The sequence below is a fragment of the Bacillus cereus group sp. MYBK79-1 genome (assembly GCF_051915365.1).
Lineage (GTDB): Bacteria > Bacillota > Bacilli > Bacillales > Bacillaceae_G > Bacillus_A.
The window spans coordinates 195,163-219,857 of the sequence record NZ_JBQAEO010000002.1; the positions used below are offsets into that span (position 1 = coordinate 195,163).

A 24,695-nucleotide genomic window follows, 5' to 3' on the forward strand; every position below is an offset into this window, starting at 1 on the left:
CAACACCCTCCTTTTTCTTCAGTCACTTCATTATACAAAAGGAAATTGAAATATTCAAAAATTAAATCAGTATCCTTGTGTTTGACGCTGATGATTCACTTCATTTTTATCTAAATATGCCTTTTCAATTTCTTCTTGCTCAAACTCTAGTGCTTGTCCAAGTCGAAGATAGCTTGTAAATAATTCAATATAGTTCGTAATAGATGGTTGATCTGTAAAACGAATTACTTTCGCATATGTGTCTAAGAAAATTTCTACTTGCGTTTTATTCGTTTGTGCACATTTATAGAATAGGAAGTTTTTATCAATACCTAAATCAATTCCGATTGATAAAATAAAATGCAAGCCATCTACGTATTCTTCTAATATTACTTCACGTTCTGATGCTGGTTTGTTGCTCCAATATTTAAAACAACGTGTTTCATTTGCAAGTTCTCCAATTTCTACAAGAAGAGCTAACATTTTTTCTTTTAACAACTTTTTCGGTTGTAAGTCATGCTCTTTCACAATACGGTCATCTAATTCTTTTTGTAATTTAAATAGTTGTAGTAAGTCCATTCTATTGTCCTCCTCCAACATCGCATTTTACGCAACAATGTTGTTTCATCTCAAAGTTCATTATTATTTTTTGTTTCTTATTAATAAGTCAGCCATTTATCTCTTTACAAAATAGCTTGTCCTTAATTTACAAATACGTTTCAATCATCACTATTAGATTGTTCACTCCGATTGGTGATAGTTAATCATTATCCGGGGATTGTCCACTGATAAAAAATTTATTTTATCTGATGAAAGTTCCATATCATCTTTCCATTATAGCAGTGTCGTTTCAGGTAGGAAAGATACTCTTCTTTCCAAAGGGGGATAATTGAAAAAAGCCAGGAGAATTTTCTCCTGGCTTCATATATATTCTTCTATATCGCTATAGCTTTTATATTGATTTTGTCATATCGATAACGACATACTTCTCTTTGCATACAAATAAAAAACCTTAGAAGAAAAATCTTCTAAGGTTTCAACTAATTAATTAGTTAATGTTGTTTTTTGCAACTGTTGCTAATTCAGCGAAAGCTTTTTCGTCATGAACAGCTAAGTCAGCAAGCATCTTGCGGTTAACTTCGATGCCAGCATTTTTAAGACCGTGCATTAAGCGGCTGTAAGAAAGACCATTCATACGAGCTGCTGCGTTGATACGTGTAATCCATAATTTACGGAAGTCACGTTTCTTTTGACGACGGTCACGGAATGCATACATTAGAGATTTCATAACCTGTTGGTTAGCAACCTTGAATAATGTACTCTTAGAACCGTAGTAACCTTTTGCTAATTTTATAACTTTTTTACGACGTTGACGAGTAACTGTACCACCTTTTACTCTTGGCATAATATTACCTCCTAATTGTTCTATATATCAGCCGAACTTATTTTAAGTTGTCAAGCATTTGACGAATGCGTTTGAAGTCACCAGCGCTTACTACACCAGCTTTACGTAGTTTACGTTTAGCTTTTGTAGATTTGTTAGCGAATAAATGGCTTGTGTAAGCGTGAGAACGTTTCAGTTTACCTGATCCAGTCTTTTTGAAACGCTTTGCAGAGCCGCGATGAGTTTTTTGTTTAGGCATAGGTATTTCCTCCTCTATCTATTACTTATCGTTTTTCGGTGCTAAAACTAAGAACATACTACGTCCTTCCATTTTAGGTTTAGATTCAATTGTACTAACTTCAGCACAAGCTTCTGAGAAGCGATCTAAAACACGTTGACCGATTTCTTTATGAGTAATGGCACGTCCTTTAAAGCGAATTGACGCTTTAACCTTGTCGCCTTTCTCTAAAAACTTGATAGCATTACGAAGTTTTGTGTTAAAGTCGTGTTCATCAATTGTTGGACTTAAACGAACTTCTTTCATGCTAATTACTTTTTGATTTTTGCGCTGTTCTTTTTCTTTCTTCTGTTGCTCAAAGCGGAATTTACCGTAGTCCATAATGCGGCATACTGGCGGTTTCGCATTTGGAGCAACTAATACTAAATCAAGATTAAGATTTGCAGCTAAGTCTAAAGCGTCATTACGAGACTTGATTCCAAGTTGATCGCCATTTGCACCAACTAAACGTACTTCACGTGCACGAATTTGCTCGTTAATCATCATATCCTTGCTAATAGTAAGCCACCTCCAAGGTTTTTTCAGAACATATTTTGTAGTCATAGAACCCGACAAAAAAAGTGCGGGCATACGACACCCACACTTGTAAATTCTTAAGTAAGAAATACATTTACCTGTAAACTGCGAATGCGTCCATCAGGTGAGAAGCGGGTGCTTCTACTTGTTCCACAAAACAATATTCTATTATCCTTGATGAGTTTATCATAGGACATGACGTCTGTCAAGAAGACGCGATGTGTTTTACTAACAACAAGAAATATTGTAACAAACAACTAACATACTTGCAATACTTTTTTACGATAAGTATAGTTTGGTTATTTTTTCTAGTTTTTCTTTTTTATAATACATACGAAAGCCGCGGTATACCGCGGCTCTGTCTTATCGTTTTCCTTCTACTTTAATCATATCAACAAAAGCATCTAATGCAATTGTTTCTGATTTTTGTTCACCATATTTACGTACGTTTACGCCGTTTTCAGTTACTTCATTGTCACCTACTACAAGCATGTACGGAATTTTTTGCATTTGTGCTTCACGGATTTTGTAACCAATCTTCTCTTCACGAGTATCTAATTCAACACGGATACCAGCACGACGTAATTCATCTTGTACTTTCTTCGCATAGTCTAAATGTACTTGCGGAGAAACTGGAATTACTTGCGCTTGAACTGGAGCTAACCAAGTTGGGAATGCACCTTTGTATTCTTCAATTAAGAAGGCTACGAAACGTTCCATAGTTGATACAACACCACGGTGAATTACAACTGGACGATGTTGTTTACCGTCTTCACCAACGTAAGATAATTCAAAGCGTTCTGGAAGTAAGAAGTCTAATTGTACAGTTGAAAGTGTTTCGTCTTTTCCAAGAGCAGTACGAACTTGAACGTCAAGTTTTGGACCGTAGAATGCCGCTTCACCTTCAGCTTCATAGTAATCAAGACCCATTTCATCCATAGCTTCTTTTAACATACCTTGTGCTTTTTCCCACATCTCGTCATCAGCATAGTACTTTTTAGTATCAGCTGGGTCACGATAAGATAGACGGAATGAATAGTTCTCTAAACCGAAATCTTTGTACACTTCTAGCGTTAAGTTTACAACACGTTTTAACTCTTCTTTAATTTGATCTGGGCGAACGAAAATGTGCGCATCGTTTAAAGTCATTCCGCGTACACGTTGTAATCCAGATAATGCTCCAGACATTTCATAGCGGTGCATTGTTCCAAGTTCCGCAATACGGATTGGTAATTCACGGTAGCTGTGAATATCATTTTTATAAACCATCATGTGGTGAGGGCAGTTCATCGGACGAAGTACTAACTCTTCATTATCCATTTCCATTGATGGGAACATACCATCACGGTAGTGATTCCAGTGACCAGAAGTTTCATAAAGCTCTCTGCTTCCTAGTACTGGAGTGTATACGTGATCATAGCCTAAGCTTGCTTCTTTATCAACGATGTAACGCTCGATAATGCGGCGGATAGTTGCACCTTTTGGTAACCAAAGTGGTAAACCTTGTCCTACTTTTTGGCTATTAGTAAATAGTTTTAATTCTTTACCTAATTTACGGTGATCGCGCTCTTTCGCTTCTTCAAGCATACGTAAGTGCTCATCTAATTCTGCTTTCTTAACGAATGCAGTACCGTAAATACGTTGTAGCATTTTATTATTGCTATCGCCGCGCCAGTAAGCACCCGCAACGCTTAATAATTTAAACACTTTAATTTTCCCTGTAGATGGAAGGTGAACACCACGGCAAAGGTCGAAGAATTCGCCTTGCTCATAGATTGAAATAACTGCATCTTCTGGAAGATCGTTAATTAAATCTAATTTTAACTCATCGCCGATTTCTTCAAAGCGACGAAGTGCTTCTGCACGCGGTACTTCATGACGAACGATTTCTAAGTTTTCGTTCACGATTTTTTGCATTTCTTTTTCGATTTTCTTGAAGTCTTCAACTGTAATTGCTTCTTCCATATCAATATCGTAGTAGAAGCCATTTTCGATTACTGGACCAATGCCAAGCTCAAGCTTAACATCTTTATATAAACGTTTTAACGCTTGTGCTAATAGGTGGGCTGTTGAATGGCGTAAAATGTATAAGCCATCTTCAGAATCTAATGTAATAATAGAAACTGCACCATCTTCTTCGATTGGTGTAACAAGATCGATCATCTCATCGTTTAATTTTCCAGCCACAGCTTTTTTCTTTAAGCCTGGGCTAATAGAAGCTGCGATTTCTTCAGTTGTTACGCCTTTTGGAAACTCCTTCACAGCTCCATCAGGGAAAGTAATTTTAACTACATCTGCCATCACTGGTCACTCCTCTTTTTTTTCAAAATAAAAAACACTCATCCCGTAAAAAGGGACGAGTGTTGAATTCGTGGTTCCACCCTTGTTCCAATTAACCTTATTGTTAATTGCTCAAGTTCAACATAACGGTGTTGTCCGTTAGCAATTACTAGAAAAAACGTTCACTGCTAAAGTTTAGAGGTGGTAAGTAATGATCCCGTACTAGGAAGCTCACACCCAAAGGCTTCCCTCTCTGAAAATCGTAGAAAACTACTCATGTCCTCATCATGACATTTCAATATATTTCATTTATGTAGGTAATTATATGCTCAAAAACTTAGAAAATCAAGGGCGTTACCTTTATTTTTTAAATTTTTCACATTGCGCTCAAACTCATGTAATCCATGTAATTGTACCCGTTCTTGAAATACATTTCGCAAAGTAATAATCATATTATGGTCTTGTTCTTTCGTATATAAATAAATTTTTTTCGGTGAAATAGAAAGAAGTGGTGCAATTACTTTCGTATCAATATATACATCCTTTTGCTTTAATAATTCCTCATCTATATATTGGACCAATTTCTCCTGTTTTAAACGTCTACCTTTATCGTCATAGAAAATAAAGCTTTCATCAAAAATAAGATGCACACAGGACAAACGTGATTTTCGGCTACGCACTTGTTGCCTTAGCGTCTCAATAAACATTTGATATTCTTGTTCCAACTTATACTCATCAATCGACAATTCAGCAAGCTTAGCTACCATTTCCCTATATGTACGAAGGCGAAAACGAACATATGATGAAAACGAGAACGAAAGCGGATCACAAAGCCAGTTATTTAAAGAAGATTCAATATATGATTCAAATGCGTGACGTGTTAATTCACAAGCAATCCCTTTTCTTCTTCCCTTTAAAATCTCTTGTGCCATATGCAATATTTGATGACATTCTTCCTCTTCTTCATAAAAAAACTTCTCTTTTAAGATTGTATAAATCCACTCATTTTGTTTTACATTCACAATGAAATATACCATTACTGGCAATAAAATCTTTTCAATATAATTCGATTCACATACTGGTATGTGAATCACCACTTTTTGTTCCTGTAAATACACACTCGTTTCCTTATATAACAATTCCGCTCTTTTCAATAGTTGTCTATATACATGCATAGCATCATTTTTTTCTTCGAAGCAAATTTCAATCACTTTTGTCCCCCCTTTTATCCCTGCTCTAAAGGATTGTATCTATACGTTACAAATCCTATAAGAGTCCGTTCCGCGTGAAGTTCACCCTTAGTAGAATTACATTTCCTATCGTTAGAAAATCCACTCGATATGGCTTGCTAATTTTATATATATTAAGGGAGGGAGAAAAAAATGATACAAGCTACAATGAATTTTCCATAAGAACTTTTCGTTTTACAATTCACCTAGTCTGAAAAGTGTTCAAAACGAAAAAAGAGCAAGCTTTTCAGCTTACTCTTTACTTATGACGTCGGTTTTTCCCGCCAATCGGAATTGGCTTCGCTAAATATTTAATTCGTTCCATAATACGCGCTGCTTTCATTTGTTCTGCTTCACCACGCTGTGTATACGTTAAATGATGTTCCAATTCCTTGAAATCAAAGTTAGACGTAAAGAACGTCGGTAAGTTTTCTAACATACGGAATTGCAAAATTGCACCAAGCACATCGTCACGCACAAAGCTTGACATCGCTTCTGCTCCGATATCATCTAGCATTAAAACTTGTACGCGTTTCACCGCATCAATCTTTTCCCCAATCGAATTATCTTGAATCGAACTTTTAATTTCACGTAAAAATTCAGGAAAGTATACGAGCATCGAACTTATTTTCTTTTGAGCAAGTTCATTCGCCATTGCTCCTAACAAATACGTTTTCCCTACACCAAATTTACCGTACAAATATAAACCTTGTACTTTTTTACCAGGTTCATATGTACTTAAAAATTCATTAGCCGCACCAATTGCATCAATACGCGCATCTAAATCTGAAGGATCTAAGTTTTCCATCGTTGCCTGTAAAATGTCCGTTGGCATATATACACTTTGAACGAGTTTTTCATATTTCTTTCTCTCGTCATATGCTACTTTTCTAACGCAACGATCGTATTGAATATCAATCATCTTCCCTTGGATAACGAGCTTTGGCTCATATCCTTGCAGCATGTTTTTACACGAACCTAGATCCGGACAATCCGCACAACCTACACTTTGTCCAATATATTCGTATAGCTTCACAAGGCTGCGCTCAATCATAGAAGTTGTTACTTCACCTTGATGTTCGTCTATAAATTCTTTCACACGCGGATGTGCCATTACTTCCGCCTTTAATACTTCATATCTATTTTTAAAATTTTTATTTTCCATTAACTTTGCAAATGAATTTTGAATATGCTCCATTTTCTCACCTCAAAGAGCGTTCATTCTCTTCTATTAATCACGCTTATATTTTTTTAACACTTCTTCTAGTCGTTTTCGTTCATCATCTAACGTACTTGCATCTTTTTTCTTACTTACATCTTTCTTCACTGTTTCTTTCTCTTGTTCTTTCGGCTCTTCTTTCAGCCAACCTGGTACCATTTCTTGTCGTACCGTTTTCTTCGACGTACGGCCTTTTTTCTTCGTCTCAGCCCATTCTTGATATTGACGATTTTCTTCTTTCGCTAACGCCATTGCTTCAGCTACTGTACCGACCTTTTTACGTGCCCAATGCCCAGCAATTTTCTCCACATACGTTTTCGCAAGTTTCATATCTGAGCGTAGCATAACGTAATAAATAAGTACATTCACAACACCTGGTGTTAATTTTTGATTAATCATTACATCTTCAACGATTTGCAAGTCAGCCTTTGTCGCCTCTGCACCACCAGAGATTTCTTTCAATAGTTGTTTTGGTGAGATTTCCTCTAACTGTTTTATTAACATCTCTTCTTGCGTAGAAGGCTCTTTCCCTTTCATCATACGTGCAGCGTGAGGCTGTACTCTTTCACTTAATACAGGTAACGCTTGACCGTTTTCAAACTGATACCAATCACGTGCTCCTTTTCTAAGCCTTTCGATATCAATTGTCTGCATCTCTGTCACCGTACCAAGAACGATATTTTGCATCGATAACACATCTACATCGTACACGTAAGCAAGTGTAATGACACATTCTCGCACTTGATCTGTAATCGCCTTTTTAGGAACAAGAGCGGACAAGCCATCTACAAATAAGGAGAAATCAAAGAAATCATTCCAAACTTTCGGAGCGTCTCCCTTCTCGTTACTTGGCATAGCTGTCGTTTTTGGAATACGAAGATCTTCTTGCGCATGCTCAAGCTGTCCTGGATTAAACGAACCAAACACATCATTGAAAGAACGCGTAACATTTTCATAAGAATCAAAATCAAATTCTTCTTCTAAGAAATATTGCTTTACTTGATTATATTTTGTCCGACTCAATCGATTGTATAAAAAGATGCTTAACACAATATCATCAAAAAACTGCTTCGGAGATAAAGGTGGTTGCAATTCGTATATAAACATTCGAACATCTTTTTCTTTCTTAATATATACCTTCAAAAGCCCAATTGCCTCTAACTTTACTCGTTCTTCATATATTTCGGGAAGCTGCATTTGCATGGTCACCATAAGGGAATGATGTGTATTCTCTTTTCCAAACACACGATCTTGCTCTAACTCTCCCCATAGCGTCATGTACAAGCTAAAAGCTCTACTACCTATTAACGGCTGATACAACATCGTTAACACTTTTCGGTCATAATTATGCAGTAACCCTTTCGCACTTACTTTATAACGATCAATTGGCAATAGCTCCATCCATGACTGTTTTTCCATTCTTGCTTTTCCTTTCTCTCATCCAATCTATCCTCTACTTCATTCGTTCTATCTTCATTATATAATTTCTTAGCGAAAAAGAGCTATTAGCTTTCGCTTCTAGCTCTCTTATCTTATTACTTACTGTATGTAAAGAGAATAAAATACAACTTCTACTCTCTTTCTTTTTGCAGTATATCTTTTAATTCTTCAATAAATACATTTAAATCTTTAAATTGGCGATATACAGAAGCAAAACGCACGTAAGCAACATCATCAATATCACGCAGTTCTTCCATAACAATTTCACCAATCATATCACTTTTCACTTCTGATATACCTAAATTACGAAGTTCACGTTCCACACTTTGAGTTACTTCTTCTAATTGTCTTAAAGATACTGGTCTTTTTTCGCACGCTTTAATTAAGCCGCGCAAAATCTTTTCTTTATTAAACTCTTCTCGTGTGCCTTCTTTTTTTACAACGATAAGAGGTGACTCCTCTACTCTTTCAAATGTCGTAAAGCGACTTAAACAACTTTCACACTCTCTCCTTCTTCGAATAGAGCGTCCCTCGTCTACCGGACGCGAATCTAACACTCTTGTACCATTATGAGAACAGGATGGACAACGCAATATATTCACTCCTTTACACTATACTCTTTATTTTTTCTCTACTTACTTCATCTGACAATATATATACAATATTATATAACTCATTCTAACTCTCTTACCACTTTAAGTTTAAGCACATTATTTTATCATCTCGTTTTCAAAAATAAGATGGTAGATGAGGTGCTAACTTATTCGTAAGAGCTCAATTTATTTACCTAACGAGTACGTTATATTTTTCCTTTTTTATAAACTAAAAAAGAGGTGCATTATACACCTCTTTACATTTTAAATCAATTATGTTCTTTTTTAAAGAGCTTTTGTTTCTCTCTGCTTAATTTCGAAGCTACCAGTGCCTCGAGGAAGCTCGATGCTCTCACGCGTTTTCGCGTTTAAACCTTCTGCAATATATTCTGCAGCAACATTTGGATCAATACGATCCCCACAAGTATAAACATCGATACTTGCGTAACCGTGCTCCGGAAAGCTATGAATTGTTAAATGTGATTCCGAGATAATTACTACTCCACTTACACCTTGTGGTGCAAATTTATGGAAAGCAACCTCACGCACTTCAGCACCAGCTCTCAGTGCTGCATCCACAAATAATTGTTCAATATACGGCATGTCATTAAGCTTGTCGAAATCGCAATCCCAAAGTTCAGCGATCACGTGACGACCCATCGTATCCATAGTATCCATTCTACAGTTCCCCCTTGTAAATTTATTCTAACTGTTCGAATTGAAAACTAATTTGCAATTTGGCTTGCTCCACTACCACGGGGGAAAGTTAGTCCAGAGAGGTCCTAACCCTTTAAGTAGTGACTACGTACCTCAGCTCTTAAGTTTACGAGTGTTAGTATACTTTGTTTATTTTCATTTTGCAACAACAGTTTTTTCGATTTTCTGTCATATTTTCCTCTTTACTTTTCCCTAAAAAAAATAAATGATTCACAAATACAGTAATCACAACGTTTCGTGGTATGTCCACTTCCAAAAATATACTCCTATAATTTTTTTCCTTTTCAGAAAAAAATAAAAAAAAGAGGGCAAATATTTACTTGCCCTCTCCGTTATTTACTTAAATATGTTGCACTTTTTTTTGCTTCGCTAATTCGTCAACAACTAACGTTACAAGATCTACAACACGACGAGAGTAGCCCCACTCATTATCATACCAAGCAAGTACTTTCACTTTACGATCACCCATTACCATTGTAGATAAACCATCAATAATAGCTGAGTGTGTATTTGTATTAAAATCAATAGATACTAAAGGCTCTTCGCTGAATTCTACAATACCTTTTAATGAACCGTTTGCAACCGTTTTGAATGCTTCATTAATAGCTTCAACTGTCACATCACGTTTTACATCTACTACTAAGTCAACAAGAGACACGTTTGGCGTTGGTACACGAAGTGCCATACCATGAAGTTTTCCGTTTAAGTGCGGAAGAACTTTTGCTAGCGCTTTCGCAGCACCTGTCGTTGTCGGAATGATTGATTGTCCGCAAGCACGCGCTCTTCTTAAATCTTTATGTGGGTTATCAATATTTTTTTGGTCATTTGTATAAGCATGAACAGTCGTCATTAAACCGTTTTCAATTCCAAACTGCTCATCTAACACCTTAACAACAGGCGCTAAACAGTTTGTTGTGCAAGATGCATTTGAAATAACAGTATGTTTTGTAATATCTAACTCGCCTTCGTTCACACCAACTACAATTGTTACATCTTCATTTTTACCAGGCGCTGTTAAAATAACTTTTTTCGCTCCAGCTTCAACATGAAGAATTGCTTTTTCTTTTGAATTAAATTTACCAGTTGCTTCAATTACAACTTCAACACCTAGATCTGTCCAAGGCAATTCCTTTGGATCGCGGTTGTTTAAAAGGCGAATCATTTTCCCATCAACTAATAAGTGATCTTCAAATGCTTCTACTGTTCCGTCAAACTTGCCGTGAACTGTATCATATTTAATTAAATGTGCTAACGTTTCAGATGGATAGCTTGCATTGATTGCTACAATTTCGAATGCGCTTTCTTTTATTGCCTGACGAAATACCATTCTCCCAATACGTCCAAATCCATTAATTGCCACACGAGTCATAATATGTTGTCCCCCTTGAATGCGTTATACTATTTATCTCCAATCCCAATAATAGTATAACACAAAAAGGAGGTATGTCACTAAGCATTTTCATTAATTTCACAATTTTTTAGTCAATAATGTTCCAATTCTTTAAAATAACCTGCAATTGTGTTTTCGTTCCCATAATTGTGCCATCATTATTTATCACTTCATCTGCATGTTTCACTTTTTCTTCTAACGGCATTTGAGATTGAATACGCGCTGTTGCTTCTTCTTCTGAAAAATTATTTCGTTTCATTAAACGCTCTAATTGCGTATGCGGCTTAACTGCTACAACTAAAACGCGGTCAACGAGACTTGTTAATTTGCTTTCAAATAAGAGGGGAATATCTAACACAACCGCTTGCACATCTTCTTTTATGTACATTTCCTTTTGCCTATTCATTTCCTCACGCACTGCAGGATGAACAATTTTATTTAACTGCAATCGTTTTTCTTCATTATAGAAAACAACACTTCCTAATTTTGAACGATCCAGTTCTCCATCTTCTTGCAATACTTCCGTTCCAAACACTTCTACAATTTTGTTATATGCTGGTTTTCCTCGTTCTACAACTTCTCGCGCAATAATATCTGCATCAATAACTGGTATACTCAGTTCACGAAACATTTGAGACACTGTACTTTTTCCACTTGCAATGCCTCCCGTTAATCCAATTACTACTGTCATCATAATCCTCCTCACAATATAAAAGGCGCGAAACTAATGTTCCACGCCCATACTTACATTTTCCAAATTCCAATAATAATGAGTAATACCCCAGGCAGGAATGTAAATTTTTGTAACCATTTCATATTTGATAAAACCGTTCCAAGTTTCATTCCAATAAATAAAAACAAAGAACTCATAACCGCAACTAATACAGCCATCATAGCAGGGGCATACCCTAATAAAGATGCACCAATTCCGGCACCGAACGAATCTATAGAAAGAGCGATACCAAGAAGCAATGCTTCTCCTGCAGAAATAGTGCCTGATTTATCAAAATCTGCTACAGTCGGTTTCCGTAAAATTTGAATCACTAGCCCAAGTGAAGCAATTTCTAATTTCCAAACCTTCTCCTCTTGCTTCGGTTCTTCTTTTTTCTCACTTCGAAAAAATTGGTATAATACCCAAATTCCTATTCCAATAAGAACAAGCCCACCGATACGCGTTGCAATAACAGGTGAAAATGCTTTCGCGATCATATGTCCAATTCCCATTGAAACAAGCATAACAGCTGCTGAACACATTCCGATAATTATAATTGACCTTAGTGGAATTCTTACGCTTCTTAAACCATATGTTAGCCCTACACTACAGCTATCTAAGCTTAATGTAAAAGCTAATAAAATAAGAGATAAATAAAGGTACATCGGTAAGCTCCTCCCTTATACATAGCTCTGCTGTATGTATATGACAAATGCCTATCCGATGTTATCTCTTTTCTATATTCTTGGCTGACAAATTGGGCAGTAATGCGTTCCTCGTCCGCCAACAACTGTTTTTTCTAATATCGTACCGCAAGTCACACACGGCTCTCCTTTTTTTCCATATACATTTAGAAGCTCCTGGAACGAACCAATTTGCCCTTGCGAGTTAATATACGTTCGAATTGTACTTCCGCCACGCTTCACCGCTTCGCCTAGCGTTGTAACAGTCGCCTCATAAATCCGCTCAACTTCTTCTGCTGTTAAAGACGATGCTTCTCGCTCTGGGTGAATTTGCGAACGGAATAAAACTTCATCTACATATATATTTCCAAGCCCCACTAAAAGACGCTGGTCTAATAATACGACTTTTATTTTACGATTTGTCTTTTGCAATCTCTCTTGTAAATACTGTGGTGTCAATTCAGCATCAAATGGCTCCGGGCCTAAGTCAGCAAGAGGCATTTGATTCAACTCTTCACCTTTTTTAAAGAGATGCATCGTACCAAACTTTCTCACATCTTTATAATGTAATTCAGTTCCATCTGTAAATAAGAAACGGACGTGCGTGTGCTTATCAATTGGCTCATCCTCTTGATGCAGTAAAAACTTACCTTCCATACGCAAATGTGAAACAATAACATAATTCGTTACATATAAAAGCAGAAACTTTCCTCTTCGCTTTATATTCTCAATCTTCTCACCTCTAAGCATTTCTTTAAAGATTTCTACATCATCCGGTCGTTTTACTATTTTTGGATATGTAACAATAACATCTTCAATCGTTTTTCCTGTTACAAGATTTTCAAGTGTCCGTCTGACGTTTTCAACCTCTGGTAATTCAGGCATTTCATCACTTCCTTATTTTGCGTCGTACCAAGTTGGACCGTAAGAATAATCAACTTTTAGCGGAACTGCGAGTTCAATTGCATGCTCCATTACTTCTGGTACAAGCTTCTCTAATTTTCCAATTTCTTCTTTTGGTGCTTCAAATATCAATTCATCGTGTACTTGCAGAAGAAGACGCGCTTGTAATCCTTCTTCTTCTAAACGATCTGCCATAATAATCATCGCTTTTTTAATAATATCTGCTGCAGTACCTTGAATTGGTGTATTCATAGCTGTACGCTCAGCAAAGCTACGTAAATTAAAATTACGACTCGTAATTTCTGGAATATAACGGCGGCGATTTAATAATGTCGCCACATATCCTTTTTGTTTCGCATCTTTTACGATGTCATTCATGTATTCTTGTACACCAGGGAAACTTTCTAAATACTTTTCAATAAATTCCGCTGCTGCTTTTCTTGTAATTCCTAAGTTTTGTGAAAGACCATAATCACTAATACCATACACAATTCCGAAGTTAACAGCTTTCGCTTGTCTTCTCATATTTGAAGTCACTTCATCTTTTGCAACGCCAAATACATCCATAGCTGTTTTCGTATGAATATCCATGTCATGTTGGAACGCGTCAACTAGCCCTTTATCATTTGCAATATGAGCTAATACACGAAGTTCAATTTGTGAATAATCCGCTGCATACATAATCCATCCTTCTTCCGATGGAACGAATGCCTGACGAATCTTTCTTCCTTCTTCTAATCGAATCGGGATATTTTGCAAGTTTGGATCCGTTGAACTTAATCGGCCCGTTTGCGTTAATACTTGATTGAAACGCGTATGGATTTTAGATGAATCTTCATGTACAACTTTTAATAAACCTTCAATATACGTTGAGTTTAGTTTCCCTAATTGACGGTAATGTAAAATGTTTGGAATAATTTCATGGTGATCCATCAGCTTATCTAGTACATCAGCTGACGTAGAATAACCTGTTTTCGTCTTTTTAATAACTGGTAAGTTTAAGTTCTCAAACAAAATAACACCAAGCTGCTTCGGTGAATTAATATTAAATTCTGTTCCCGCAAGCTTATAAATTTCCTGTTCCATTTCCTTTAATCTACCTGCAAGTTCTTCTCCCATATTACGAAGGCGCTCTGTATCAACTTTTACACCTTTTACTTCCATATCAGCTAATACACGTGCAAGTGGTAATTCTAACTCTGTAAACAGTTCATATTGCTCATTCTTTTGTAACTCTTCAACGAATGTTTGCTTTACATCATATAATACGTGCACTTTACGAGCTACATGCTCCGCTACTACTTCTAGCTCTGGAACAGCACGCTTCGCACCTTTTCCATAAACTTCTTCATCGGATTTCACAGCATGCGTTTCTTTCATTTTCGCTACAGTACGGAAATCTTTATCCGTATCGGCCGGGTCAAGTAAATAAGCAGCGATTAATAGATCAAAGTCAATCCCTTGCATATCTATCCCATTCCACTTAAGTGCAACGATCGCACGCTTCGCATCAAATGTATGCTTTCTCATTTCTCCATCTGCAAGCCACTCTTTAAAAGCGTCTGACTTAAGAGCGATGTCTGTTTGAATAAAGTAACAGCCATTTTCATTTTGAATACCAAAACCTTGAATGTCTGCTTTATGATAGTTATCTTCTTGTACTTCAACAATAAGTGCACTATCTTGCTGAAGCATTTCTTCTGTAACTTCTTCCACAATATCAAATGTAATATCATTTAATTCAGCTGGAGCCGTTTCTTCTGGCGTAACACCTAATTTATTTAAAAGAGATGTAAATCCTAAATTCTCGAACATTGGAATGACATCACTTGCTTCATATCCTTTATACTCCATATCATCCACATGCACAGCAATTGGCGCATCTGTAATAATCGTTGCAAGATCTTTACTCATAAGAGCTTGGTCTTTATTTGCTTCCAGTTTTTCTTTTAATTTCTTCCCGCTTACTTGATCTATATTTTCATACACTGCTTCAACCGTTCCAAACTGTGTTAACAATTTAATCGCAGTTTTTTCACCAACACCTGGTACACCTGGAATATTATCTGATTGGTCTCCCATTAAACCTTTCATATCGATAATTTGCGTTGGTGATAAGCTGTATTTCTCAAATAAAGCTTCTGTCGTATATTCATCTACTTCCGTAATCCCTTTTCGAGGAATACATACGAGCGTGTTATCAGAAACAAGTTGAAGTAAATCTTTATCTCCTGAAATAACTTTTACATTTGCTCCTTGTTCACTCGCTTCTTTCGCTAACGTTCCCATAATGTCATCCGCTTCATAATTTTCAAGTTCATAACGCGGTACGTTGAATGCATCAAGCATCTCACGAATAAACGGGAATTGCTCTGATAATTCAGGTGGAGTCTTTTGACGTCCTCCTTTATACTCACTATATGTTTTATGACGGAATGTCGTTTTCCCCGCATCAAACGCTACTAACATATGCGTCGGTTTTTCTTCCTCTAATATTCTCATTAGCATCATTGTAAAACCGTAAATTGCGTTCGTATGTATACCTTTGTCGTTATTTAAAAGCGGTAGTGCAAAGAAAGCACGATACGCGATATTATTACCATCTACTAATACGACCTTTTTTTCCAAATCAGAAACCTCCCCATGCAAATTTGAAATGATTTTTTTCACAGAAAAAAACCGTTCCTTTCTTCTCTCTATATTAACATGACTAATAGAGAGAAGAAAAATAACGGCTATTTTCTATCATATATAAAAACGTTTACTAATATAAAAGGGAAGTGACGAGAACAGCATAACTATTCTCGTCCAAAATTACTCCTTGGATGAAGGGGTTTTCATGTATTATATTAACAGAGCTTTATTAATATTTAATTAAGCCATTGTTAATATATTGTAAACATCCTTCATCCTATTTTTCAGTTGCTGATTTTGGTAAAACAACTGTAAATGTTGTCCCTTCCCCGACTTCACTATCCACTGTAATCGTACCGTGATGCGCCTCAACTAAATGCTTTACAATTGATAACCCAAGGCCTGTACCACCAGTATTTCTACTTCTCGCTTTATCCACTCGGTAAAAACGTTCAAAAATACGCGGAATTTCATCTTTACTAATACCAATTCCCGTATCCGATACTTTTATATACGCATTATATTTATCTTCTGCTAATTCAACAGAAACAACGCCTCCAGCCGGTGTATATACGATTGCATTATTAATTAAATTAATAAAGATTTGCTTCAAACGACTTGGATCCCCAATGACAGAGACTCGTTTTAGCGTATTTACTTGTAAAGAAATTTCTTTTTCTCCTGCTTTGTTATCAAGCACCATATGAATGTCTTCAAGAAGTCCCTTCATATCAACGGTCCCCATACTCAATTTAAACCCTTGTTGCTCAATCTTTGATAAATCTAATAAATCTTCAATTAAGCCTTGCATACGTTCACTTTCTTTTAAAATAATGTGTAAGAAATGTTCGCAGAATTTCTTATTATCCATAGCACCGTCCAAGAGCGTTTCTGAAAAACCTTTAATAGACGTAATCGGTGTCTTTAGTTCATGAGAAACATTCGCTAAAAAGTCTTTTCTCATTTGTTCTAATTTCTTTAACTCAGTAATGTCATGGAATACAAGGACAATCCCTTTCCATTCATGGTTCGTCCCGATAATCGGTGCTCCATACACTTCGAAATGCTTTCGCTCAATTCCAAGAGGCAATAACATTTGTTTACGCACTTTCACTTCTGTCATAAAGATTTCTTCCACGAGCTCTATAATTTCTGTATGATGAAACGACTCATAATATAAACGATCTAAATATTCTTCATCTGTAACGTGGAAAGTCTCCTTATACGAACGATTTACAAGATTTATATAACCGCGGCTATCAATTAAAATCATTCCGCTTCCCATATTTTCAATTAACGTATGCAGACGATCTTGTTGCATTTCTTGTTCAAGTGTCATCTCTTGTAAATTACGTGCTAAAATATTAATCGCTTTACTTAACATTCCCGTTTCATCCGAATGACTTTCATAAGCGCGTGCTTTATAATTTCCCTTCGCTAATTCGATAGCAACTTTCGTAACGGATTCAATCGGCCTAATATATTGCCCTGTAATTTTCATACCTAAAAATACGACTACGAGACACGCAATAACAAATCCGATAATTAATAATCCCCACGTTTTTTGATGAACAGCTTTCAAAGGCTCAATTGTACTTTTCACCAAAATGTATCCTTGTTTCCCTGCTACATCTTGAACGAATACCGCATGGTAAAATTCATTATTCTGATCTGTTTCTTTCGTAATGACTTTGTTTCTTTGTTTCGTGGTTTCAGAAGTAAGTTCTTTCATTATCTCTTGACTAAAAACAGACTGTTCTCCGCCGCTATATTGCACTTTCTTTTTTTCATCCAAAAATATAATAGAAGCTGATACTTTTTCTTCTAACTTTTCAAATACATATGGATTTTTTAAAACATCATCAAAACCTTGTTCTTCTGCTAATACCGCAACATACTCTGTCTCTTTTACCATTCTCTCTTTGGCATGATCTATATAGTAGTTTTCAAACACAGTTTCTAGCAATAAACCTAGTCCAACTAAAATAAATACAATAAGAGAAACAAATGTAAAAAGAAGCCTGGAACGAAATTTATTCATCCCCTTTTGGCTCCTCTAATTTATATCCTAAACCACGTATCGTTTTAATGTACGTCGGTTTTTTCGTATTTTGTTCAATTTTATCGCGCAAATGGCTAATATGAACGTCAACAATTCGTGTATCACCAGCAAAATCATAGTTCCATACAGCACTTAATAATTGATCACGTGTCAACACGCGACTTTTATTTTTCGCAAGATAAACAAGTAGTTCAAATTCTTTTGGTGTTAATTCAAGCTTTCTTCCTTGGAAATAAGCCTCATAAAATTCCGGCAAAATTTTAAGTTCAGCAATTGTGATGCTCTCTTCATCTGACGCTTCTTTAACTTGTTCTTCTTGTTGTAATTTCGTGCGGCGCAAAATTGCCTTCACACGCGCGACAACTTCCCTTGGGCTAAATGGCTTCGTCATATAATCATCTGCCCCAAGTTCAAGACCTAGCACCTTATCAAATTCATCATCTTTTGCTGTTAACATTAAAATTGGCGTCATAACGCGCTGCAATCGTAATTCTTTACACACTTCCATACCATCCATTTTTGGAAGCATTAAATCTAATATAATTAAATCTGGGCGTTCTGTTGTCGCTTTTTGAAGCGCCATTTCTCCATCCATCGCTGTTATCACTTCAAACCCAGCTTGTTGTAGATTAAATTCAATTAAAGTTAAGATAAACTCCTCATCATCAACTACTAAAATACGATTGTTCATTCTTTTCCTCCAAGTTATAGACTTGAAACCTTCTTCATCCTAGTATTTTCCCCGTTATTCTCATCATACTAGAAAACAAGGTCCCTCTCAATATAATTGTCTATTCATGGATTCAGATTGTTCTATTGTAATTACTCATGCACTCCAATTAACGTGTTGTTATCCATACTTTATACACTTCTATATTTTCACGAAATTCTACTTCCGTATGAATATTGAATTCTTGATTTTGTGCTAGAAAAAACGAAAGAGCATACGCTATTTTATAGTCCCGCGTTTCATATCCATCAAATACTCTTCCGTACATTTCATTCGCGACCCCGTCTGCCCACACTTCAGCTTCTCTTATCGTTTCAAAAATAACGTCTTCTCTTTTCCATCTCATCTTAAAAAACCATCCCTTCAATTGACTTCAATTATTAAATCACGATATAGTAAATATTATTAATCCAAAAATCCTAATATAAAAGATATGGAGACTCTATTATGCGACTAGTGCTACCTATTCTGTCTTTAATAGTAACGTGCATTCTTACATTCAACGCCACAAGCTGGGACACGATTAAAACAGGTTGTTCCGATTTCGCCGAAGGATTCACACAAGGATTCTTCAACTAAAAATAGCGCTAGCCCCCTTATAGAAAGGTACGCTAGCGCTATTCATATTTTTACTTTTTAAAAATTATCTAATGCTTTTTCCATAATAGAAACTGATTTAAAAGGCGGCGTTACTGTTAAAGAACCCTTTACAACCGTTTCTCCTTTTTCATCATGAGCAGATACAAGCATATCAATTGTATGTTCCTCCTCAGAAACAGCCACAACTTCAAAGTGGATTTGTAACGTTTCATAATGGTGAACATGCTTCACGAACGTAAGGTCCTTCCTCGTAATATGACTACCTGGACCTGGTAAATATTTCGTGACTGCCGTTGTAATCATCCCCGTTAGCATAATGCTTGGTACAATCGGCTTTTCATACGGAGTTTGGGATGCGTAATCATGCTGAATATATAATGGATTGGCATCATTCGTTAACCCTAAGTACAATAACAAATCTTTATCCTCAATTTTTTCAGTGATAGATAATTTCTCTCCTACTGTAATTTCATCCATTTTACGACCAATTTGAACTTTTTTCTTTAACATGTTACAACCCCCTCCGATTTTTTCACCTTATTATCCTACTAAAAGTGATACCTTATCCGAAATTTACTATGATGAGGGCAATGTATAGTATAAATCTATAGTTTCATTATAGGATACACCGAATGATAGCGTTTTCATATTATTTCAAAAAAACATTTACATATATAGTAGAAAAAGATTCGGGGCCCCGAATCTTTTTCCGCTTATATTTAATTATTAAACAAGAACCTTCATAACATTACGTACAGATTCTACAGAGCGATCTAACGCTTCTTTTTCATCTGCAAGAAGTTCTAATTCAATAATTTTTTCAATTCCGTTACCACCTAGAATTACTGGTACCCCTAAGTAAAGGTCGCTATAACCATATTCCCCTTCAAGGTACGCAATAGCCGGTAATACACGGCGTTGATCTTTTAAGATTGCTTCTGTCATTTCAACTAAAGAAGCAGCTGGTGCGTAATATGCACTACCGTTTCCTAATAAGCCTACAATCTCTCCGCCACCTTTACGGGTACGTTCTACGATTGCTTCTAAACGCTCTTTAGGAATTAACGTTTCTAACGGGATGCCACCTGCATAAGAATAACGTACAAGAGGTACCATATCGTCACCATGGCCACCAAGAACAAATCCTGTAATGTCTTTCACAGAAAGATTTAATTCTTGTGCGATGAATGTACGGAAACGAGCTGTATCTAATACGCCCGATTGACCGATAACACGCTCTTTCGGGAATCCTGCTTCTTTAAATACAGAATATGTCATTGCATCAACTGGATTTGTTAATACAACAATAATCGCATTTGGTGAATGTTTTGCAATGTCGCGCGTAATACTTTTCATAATTTTAGAGTTTGTTGCTACTAAGTCATCACGGCTCATACCAGGCTTACGCGCAATACCTGCTGTAATCACAACAACGTCAGAATCAGCAGTATCTGCGTAATCAGATGTTCCAATAATGTTAGCATCAAAACCTTGTACTGGGCTCGCTTCTAACATATCTAACGCTTTCCCTTTTGTTGGATTTTCCAGTTGTGGAATGTCCACTAATACAACATCTGCAAGTTCTTTTTGTGCTAATAAGAATGCTGTTGTTGCTCCTGTAAATCCTGCACCGATGACTGAAACTTTCTTGCGTTTGATTGTCATAATTTACCCCCCGCTTTAATTATGCGTTTTTGATTATCGCTACATCCATGTTTTTAATAAGTTCATTAGCGAACTCAGAACATTTCACTTCTGTTGCACCTTCCATTAAGCGTGCGAAATCATAAGTTACTACTTTTGAAGCAATTGTTTTCTCAACTGAAGCAGTTACTAATTTCGCAGCTTCGTTCCATCCTAAGTGCTCTAATAATAATACACCAGAAAGAAGAACTGAAGATGGGTTTACTTTATCTAAACCTGCATATTTTGGAGCTGTACCATGTGTAGCTTCAAAGATAGCATGTCCAGTCACATAGTTAATGTTTGCACCAGGTGCAATACCAATTCCACCTACTTGTGCAGCAAGTGCATCAGAGATGTAGTCTCCGTTTAAGTTCATTGTCGCAACAACATCGAACTCACGTGGACGAGTTAAAATTTGTTGTAAGAAGATGTCTGCAATAGAATCTTTTACGATGATTTTTCCAGCCACTTCAGCATCTGCCATCGCTTTATTCGCTGCATCTTTACCATCTTTCTCAACGATACGGTCATATTCAGCCCAAGTAAATACTTTGTCGCCGAATTCTTGTTCCGCTACTTCGTAACCCCAATTTTTGAAAGCACCTTCTGTAAATTTCATAATGTTTCCTTTATGAACTAATGTAACAGAAGAGCGTTTTTCATTAATTGCATATTGAATCGCAGCACGAACAAGACGCTTTGTCCCTTCTTCTGAGATTGGTTTAATACCAATACCAGATGTTTCTGGGAAGCGGATTTTATTAACACCCATTGCTTCTTTTAAGAAAGCAAGAACTTTTTCTGCTTCTGGAGATCCTTGTGCATATTCAATTCCAGCATAAATGTCTTCTGTATTCTCACGGAAAATAACCATATCAGTATCTTCCGGACGTTTTACAGGTGAAGGAACACCATCAAAATAACGAACTGGACGTAGACATACATATAAATCTAATTCTTGACGAAGTGCTACGTTTAGAGAACGAATACCACCGCCAACTGGAGTTGTAAGCGGACCTTTAATCGCGATTAAATATTCACGGATTAAATTTAAAGTTTCTTCTGGTAACCACTCGCCTGTTTGGTTGAATGCTTTTTCCCCTGCAAGCACTTCTTTCCAAACAATTTTCTTCTCACCATCATAAGCTTTTTCAACTGCTGCTTCTAGTACACGAGATGCAGCTGCCCAAATATCAGGACCAATTCCATCTCCTTCGATAAATGGAATAATCGGATTGTTTGGTACATTCATAACACCATTAGTTACAGTAATTTTTTCACCTGTCGTCAATGTGATAACCCCCATGTTTGAAATTTCATATGTATGAAACTGAGGGAATAACCCCTCAGTTCAAACCGTTATTCAAATTTAAATATTCTAATCATTACGTCTTTCCGAAAAAATCAGACTTTTGAAAGCTTATTTTCACTATCAAAATAGTGTTTTTCGCTTATCGTTGTGCAATTGGAACGTACACTTGGTGTGTTGGTCCATTATAATCAGCACGTGGACGGATTAAACGGTTGTTTTCATATTGTTCTAGAATATGAGCTAACCAGCCTGACATACGGCTAATTGCAAAAATAGGTGTAAATAAGTCATGGTCAATTCCTAAGCAATGGTATACAGAAGCTGAATAGAAATCAACATTTGGTGGAAGACCTTTTTCTTTTGTTACAATGTCTTCAATTTTGATAGACATATTATACCATTTGTCTTCTCCTAAAAGCACGCATAATCTCTTGGACATTTCACGTAAATGTTTTGCACGTGGATCACCCTGCTCATATACACGGTGGCCAAAGCCCATGATTTTCACTTTATTTTGAAAAGCATTATGAATATATGATTCTACATTTTCTTCTTCGCCAATTTCCGTTAACATCTTCATTACATTTTCATTTGCCCCGCCGTGAAGAGGACCTTTTAACGCACCGATTGCTGCTGTAATACCAGAATATACATCTGAAAGTGTAGCTACACAAACGCGTGCAGTGAATGTAGAAGCGTTTAACTCATGATCTGCGTGAAGTACAAGCGCCTTATCAAAAGCTTCAATTTCAACTTCATTTGGCTCGCGATCATTTAACATGTACAAGAAGTTTGCAGCTAATGATAAATCGTTTCTAGGCTCAACAATATCTAAACCTTTACGAATTCTTGCATAAGCAGCAACTAAAGTTCCCACTTGAGCCTGCAATTTAACCGCTTTCAAATAGTTGGACTTCTCATCCATAATTTCAGCGCTCTCATCGTATAATGATAGCATGGAAATTGCAGTTCGTAAAACAGACATCGGATGTGCGATTTTTAAATCTACTTGTTTCAAATATGTTAAAATCTCACCTGGGACTTTATAGTATTCCGATACAGTCTCTTTAAATTTCGCTAGTTCTTGTTCATTAGGAAGCTTGCGATGCCATAATAAGTACACTACTTCTTCAAATGTAGCATTCTCAGCTAAATCATCAATATTATACCCAACATAAGTTAATGTATCATCAATAATAGAGCTCACAGATGATGTTGTTGCTACTACCCCTTCTAAACCTCGAATAACAGTCATGACATTCTCTCCTTTTCCTGAAAATTCTCCCAACCTTGCTCCTTATATCTATTTGCTCTCCTTTTGAATTATGAACGCCCGTTCACTCTTTAGGCAAGCAAAATGCACGATCATGCAAATCTGTTGCAATGTTCCCCTCTTATGTCCATTGTCTACATGGAGAGCATGAGCGTGAATGTCTCCCCGAATCCTCACGCTCAAAACAACAAGTTAGTGAGGAAAATGAATTCCGAAGAGTTTTATGATAAAAACAACATAAAACAATATCATTATAAAATTGTTTTATGTTGTTTTTATTTTATCTGGTGTAAAGTCTCTGCTGTTATGTAACTTTTCAAAGTTTCTAATCCTATTATAAACAATTATCTGACTTTTGTGAACAGAAAGAATTCAAAATTTTTATATTACTATAAAATTCCTTATTTAAACATCTGTATAATACTCATAACTGCATAGGCAATTCCAGCCCCAATTAATGGACCTACAGCAACTCCATTAAATAAAGCAACCGCTATAATTGTCCCGAAAACGAGCGCAGTTGTAATATGAGGATCCGTCGTCAATAATTGTACGCCGCCTTTCGCTAACAAAGCAACCGCTATCCCTGAAGCTAAAGCAATCCATGCATAATACGATTTGGCTGCTTCTCCAAGTTGTTTAAAACCTATTTCCCCCGTCGCAATCGGTACGAGTACTGCTATTGTAATAACCGTAACACCGAGGTTAATCCCTTTCGTTTGTAGATAAGGAAAGACTTTATCTCCTAGAAACGTAAACTTCAATAAAAATAACACACCAATAGCTACAGTAAGCGATTGGTTTTTAGCAACAAGTCCGATAATAAGTAGTATGAATAAAAATAACGTTGACTGACTAATCATGTTTGCACTTCCTTTCTGAAAATAATGAACTCATTTCCAAACAAAAATACCTTTAAACCTATCGTTATACATGCTATATCGATGCCTATTCAACATAAACCACTTCATTTTTTTATGTATTTTAAAATGACAAACTGAGACTTTTACCATCAAAATTTAAGCATGTATACATTTTAAAAAACGATCGTCTCT

The 24,695-nt window shown here is 36.3% G+C and carries 23 protein-coding genes and 2 other annotated features; all 23 genes read right to left on the minus strand.

What is annotated here, in order from left to right:
- Positions 1–66: 66 nt before the first annotated feature.
- Complete coding sequence (locus ACTFOB_RS05705; protein WP_000365057.1) at positions 67–558, minus strand: dUTP diphosphatase; 492 nt, start codon at positions 556–558, stop codon at positions 67–69.
- 469 nt (positions 559–1,027) lie between these two features.
- Complete coding sequence (rplT, locus tag ACTFOB_RS05710; protein WP_001138364.1) at positions 1,028–1,384, minus strand: 50S ribosomal protein L20; 357 nt, start codon at positions 1,382–1,384, stop codon at positions 1,028–1,030.
- A 37-nt stretch (positions 1,385–1,421) separates the two neighbouring features.
- On the minus strand, positions 1,422–1,622 hold the full coding sequence (gene rpmI / locus ACTFOB_RS05715) for a 50S ribosomal protein L35 (protein ID WP_001125946.1): 201 nt from the start codon (positions 1,620–1,622) through the stop codon (positions 1,422–1,424).
- Positions 1,623–1,643: 21 nt separating this feature from the next.
- Positions 1,644–2,147 (minus strand): translation initiation factor IF-3, encoded by a 504-nt coding sequence (gene infC, locus ACTFOB_RS05720; protein WP_000973214.1) that lies wholly within the window; start codon positions 2,145–2,147, stop codon positions 1,644–1,646.
- Positions 2,148–2,209: 62 nt separating this feature from the next.
- Positions 2,210–2,330: a sequence feature (ribosomal protein L20 leader region), on the minus strand.
- Between the two features lie 210 nt (positions 2,331–2,540).
- Positions 2,541–4,478, minus strand: a complete 1,938-nt coding sequence (gene thrS, locus ACTFOB_RS05725) for a threonine--tRNA ligase (protein ID WP_440024960.1) — start codon at positions 4,476–4,478, stop codon at positions 2,541–2,543.
- A gap of 48 nt (positions 4,479–4,526) precedes the next feature.
- Positions 4,527–4,755 (minus strand) — a binding site (T-box leader).
- A gap of 31 nt (positions 4,756–4,786) precedes the next feature.
- The gene (gene ytxC / locus ACTFOB_RS05730; protein ID WP_440024962.1) at positions 4,787–5,668 is read right to left on the minus strand and encodes a putative sporulation protein YtxC; all 882 of its coding nucleotides are present in this window, start codon (positions 5,666–5,668) and stop codon (positions 4,787–4,789) included.
- Between the two features lie 277 nt (positions 5,669–5,945).
- The gene (gene dnaI / locus ACTFOB_RS05735) at positions 5,946–6,884 is read right to left on the minus strand and encodes a primosomal protein DnaI (RefSeq protein WP_000400114.1); all 939 of its coding nucleotides are present in this window, start codon (positions 6,882–6,884) and stop codon (positions 5,946–5,948) included.
- 33 nt (positions 6,885–6,917) lie between these two features.
- Positions 6,918–8,324: a replication initiation and membrane attachment family protein gene (locus ACTFOB_RS05740; protein WP_440024963.1), complete on the minus strand. Its 1,407-nt coding sequence runs from the start codon at positions 8,322–8,324 to the stop codon at positions 6,918–6,920.
- 152 nt (positions 8,325–8,476) lie between these two features.
- Complete coding sequence (gene nrdR / locus ACTFOB_RS05745) at positions 8,477–8,938, minus strand: transcriptional regulator NrdR (RefSeq protein ID WP_001203687.1); 462 nt, start codon at positions 8,936–8,938, stop codon at positions 8,477–8,479.
- Between the two features lie 285 nt (positions 8,939–9,223).
- Entirely contained in the window at positions 9,224–9,607 is a 384-nt protein-coding gene (gene speD, locus ACTFOB_RS05750) for an adenosylmethionine decarboxylase (protein ID WP_002003660.1), read from the minus strand.
- A 388-nt stretch (positions 9,608–9,995) separates the two neighbouring features.
- The gene (locus ACTFOB_RS05755; protein ID WP_440024964.1) at positions 9,996–11,024 is read right to left on the minus strand and encodes a glyceraldehyde-3-phosphate dehydrogenase; all 1,029 of its coding nucleotides are present in this window, start codon (positions 11,022–11,024) and stop codon (positions 9,996–9,998) included.
- A gap of 109 nt (positions 11,025–11,133) precedes the next feature.
- Positions 11,134–11,736, minus strand: coding sequence for a dephospho-CoA kinase (coaE, locus tag ACTFOB_RS05760; RefSeq protein WP_440024965.1), 603 nt, complete (start codon positions 11,734–11,736; stop codon positions 11,134–11,136).
- Positions 11,737–11,789: 53 nt separating this feature from the next.
- A complete protein-coding gene (ytaF, locus tag ACTFOB_RS05765) occupies positions 11,790–12,422 on the minus strand; it encodes a sporulation membrane protein YtaF (protein ID WP_440024966.1) in 633 nt (210 codons plus the stop codon).
- Between the two features lie 72 nt (positions 12,423–12,494).
- Positions 12,495–13,325, minus strand: coding sequence for a DNA-formamidopyrimidine glycosylase (gene mutM, locus ACTFOB_RS05770; protein WP_151633325.1), 831 nt, complete (start codon positions 13,323–13,325; stop codon positions 12,495–12,497).
- A 12-nt stretch (positions 13,326–13,337) separates the two neighbouring features.
- Complete coding sequence (gene polA / locus ACTFOB_RS05775) at positions 13,338–15,971, minus strand: DNA polymerase I (protein ID WP_440024968.1); 2,634 nt, start codon at positions 15,969–15,971, stop codon at positions 13,338–13,340.
- Positions 15,972–16,254: 283 nt separating this feature from the next.
- Positions 16,255–18,018 (minus strand): sensory box histidine kinase PhoR, encoded by a 1,764-nt coding sequence (phoR, locus tag ACTFOB_RS05780; RefSeq protein ID WP_440024969.1) that lies wholly within the window; start codon positions 18,016–18,018, stop codon positions 16,255–16,257.
- Positions 18,011–18,730: a two-component system response regulator PhoP gene (phoP, locus tag ACTFOB_RS05785; RefSeq protein ID WP_001065222.1), complete on the minus strand. Its 720-nt coding sequence runs from the start codon at positions 18,728–18,730 to the stop codon at positions 18,011–18,013. Before phoP ends, phoR begins: the two co-directional genes overlap by 8 nt.
- 148 nt (positions 18,731–18,878) lie before the next feature.
- On the minus strand, positions 18,879–19,115 hold the full coding sequence (locus ACTFOB_RS05790; protein WP_440024970.1) for a hypothetical protein: 237 nt from the start codon (positions 19,113–19,115) through the stop codon (positions 18,879–18,881).
- Between the two features lie 290 nt (positions 19,116–19,405).
- A complete protein-coding gene (locus ACTFOB_RS05795) occupies positions 19,406–19,879 on the minus strand; it encodes a MaoC family dehydratase (RefSeq protein WP_000914180.1) in 474 nt (157 codons plus the stop codon).
- 216 nt (positions 19,880–20,095) lie between these two features.
- Positions 20,096–21,034, minus strand: a complete 939-nt coding sequence (gene mdh, locus ACTFOB_RS05800) for a malate dehydrogenase (protein WP_000153232.1) — start codon at positions 21,032–21,034, stop codon at positions 20,096–20,098.
- A 19-nt stretch (positions 21,035–21,053) separates the two neighbouring features.
- On the minus strand, positions 21,054–22,346 hold the full coding sequence (icd, locus tag ACTFOB_RS05805) for an NADP-dependent isocitrate dehydrogenase (RefSeq protein WP_440024971.1): 1,293 nt from the start codon (positions 22,344–22,346) through the stop codon (positions 21,054–21,056).
- 160 nt (positions 22,347–22,506) lie between these two features.
- Entirely contained in the window at positions 22,507–23,655 is a 1,149-nt protein-coding gene (citZ, locus tag ACTFOB_RS05810) for a citrate synthase (protein ID WP_192797615.1), read from the minus strand.
- Between the two features lie 386 nt (positions 23,656–24,041).
- On the minus strand, positions 24,042–24,503 hold the full coding sequence (locus ACTFOB_RS05815; protein ID WP_440024972.1) for a DUF441 domain-containing protein: 462 nt from the start codon (positions 24,501–24,503) through the stop codon (positions 24,042–24,044).
- Between the last annotated feature and the right edge of the window lie 192 nt (positions 24,504–24,695).